Origin of the sequence: Deinococcus frigens DSM 12807, assembly GCF_000701425.1 — a bacterium.
Lineage (GTDB): Bacteria > Deinococcota > Deinococci > Deinococcales > Deinococcaceae > Deinococcus > Deinococcus frigens.
Genome location: NZ_JNIW01000130.1, coordinates 1 through 2172, shown reverse-complemented (window position 1 = coordinate 2172; position 2172 = coordinate 1). Strand labels below are relative to the sequence as shown.

The following is a 2172-nucleotide window of genomic DNA, read 5'->3' as shown; positions in this document are numbered from 1 at the left end:
GTCAAGGAGCTGCGGCTGGTGGTGACGAATGCCGGGGACGGGATCGCCTACGATCACGCCGACTGGGCCGACGCCCAGGTGACCTGCGAACTCGCGGACTCGGTGCCGCCGGTGGCCCCGCAGGGGCTGACCGCCACGGCCAGCAGCGCGGGGATTACCCTGAACTGGGCCGACAACAAAGAGCCGGACCTGGCGGGCTACCGCGTCTCGCGCTCGGTCAGTGCCGGGGGGCCGTTCACGGTGCTGACCACCACGCCGCTGACGGCCTCGTCGTACACGGATACGGCTGCGCCGCAGGGAACGGTGTCCTACTATCAGGTGGTGGCGGTGGACAAGAGCGGGAACGCCTCGGCCCCCAGCAGCGCCAGCGCCACTCGCCCCGGCACGGTCCTGGGCCGCGCCACGCTGGCCAACCTGGACGGCGGTCCCTTCGCGGACCGGCTGGTGTTCAACCGCATCGGCTCGCTGGTCAGCCCGCCCGGCAACGGCGTGCATGACCGCGCCACCCTGCGAATCACCAACACCGGCACCGGCACCTTGCAGATCACGGGCCTGCCCCTCACGGACACCTGGGAACTGGACCCCGCTCTGACCCTGCCCCTCGACATCGCCCCTGGGCAATTCCAGGACGTGAAACTGCGGTTCACTGCCCAGTCCGTGAAGGTCCACGCAGGCACCCTGACCGTGGAGTCCAACGATCCCACCGCGCCCGGGCAGGTGATTCAGCTTGCGGGGCTGTGGCAGAGCCAGTCCGAGAGCGGGCAGGAGCCGTCCCTGGAAGACATCGTGCAGCGTGGCTTTGGCTTCAAGACGGCCTTTGCGCCAGGCAGCGACATCAACAAGAAGGGCCGGGTGACTCCCCAGGGCGACGAGGTGATCGCGCCGTACTGGCAGCGGGCCGACGCCGCCAGGCCAGTAAAGGTTCAGCAGTTGGCCGCCTACCACACCCAGGGCAACACGGCGACGTTGCGGTGGTTTGCCAAGGGCGACACCGTCACCAACACAGTTCTGAGCCATGCGGGCATCGACGCTCAGTCGGTCTTACCGCGCAAGAACGGCACCAACTCCAACGAACTGGCCACCGCCACCTTCGCCCCGGCCTCTACCTTCGGCTTCAGGGTGGATAGTGAGAACAGCGATCCCACGCTGAACAACCAGACCAAGGACCGCAGCAATGGCTGCGTCGATCCCTGCGGGCAGCATGTGCGCTTCTTTAAGGCCAGGGACCAGGGTGGCCAGATCATGCCCGATACCTACCTGCTGATCATGGATTACGCGGGCATCAATTACGACTACAACGACAACATCTACCTGATCAGCAACATTAAGCCCGCGCCGATTTTAATCAATGTCGGGACCGCCAGCGGCTACAAGTTCACCGATCCTGTCGGCAACGTGTGGGTCTCGGACCGGGACCGCAACGGGTACGCCCTGTTCACGCCTTCTACCATCATCGACGAGCCTGCTGGCGGCCCCAACCCCAGCCTTGACATTCTCAAGACCAGCAACGACACGCTGTATCAGACGTACCGGGGCAACGTGGGCAACATCATGCCACGCGCCGTCAGCTTCAACATTCCGCTGGAAAACGGTCCGCAGACGCTCCGGCTGCACTTCGCGGACCTGGCGCACAGCGTGGCGGGCAAGCGAATCTTCGACGTGTTCGCCGAGGGCCAGAAGGTGCTGTCCAATCTGGACATCGTGCAGGAGGCCGGGGGCGGCAACACCGCGCTGGTCAAGACGGTAAGCGTGCAGGTCACGGGCGGACTGCTGACCCTGAACCTGAGCGCCTCGGTGGACTATCCTTCCATCGCGGGCATCGAGATCGTGCGCTGAGACCGGGTACTGAAACCAGGTACTGAGACCGGGTACTGGGGCCAGCACAGAAGTCGGGAAGCGGAGGAGGAGAGCCATGAAATTAGCAGAGCCGAGAAAAAGAATGTTGAAAGAACTGGCCACCATACTGCTGGGTATGGGCCTGCTGATCGGCTGTTCGTCGCCTCCATCTCCATCTCCCAGGCCGGTGGAGCCGCCTTCTGAGCAGGTAACACCGCCGCCCGAGCAGGTGGAGCCGCCTGACCCCTACGCGGGCGGCAAGTCGTACCCCTGGGTGGGCCAGCCGGACGCCAAACCCAGACCCCTGACGCAGGGCCAGAACTTCCTGTCCGATCT

2 protein-coding genes are annotated in these 2172 nt (G+C 65.0%); both read left to right on the top strand.

Going from position 1 to position 2172, the window contains the following annotated elements; translation table 11 throughout:
* Positions 1–1836 (top strand): malectin domain-containing carbohydrate-binding protein (locus tag Q322_RS0119900; protein WP_029479576.1); only part of this gene is annotated, 1836 nt, incomplete at its 5' end.
* 76 nt (positions 1837–1912) lie between these two features.
* A partial coding sequence (locus tag Q322_RS21430; protein ID WP_211248947.1) for a hypothetical protein occupies positions 1913–2172 on the top strand: 260 nt, incomplete at its 3' end.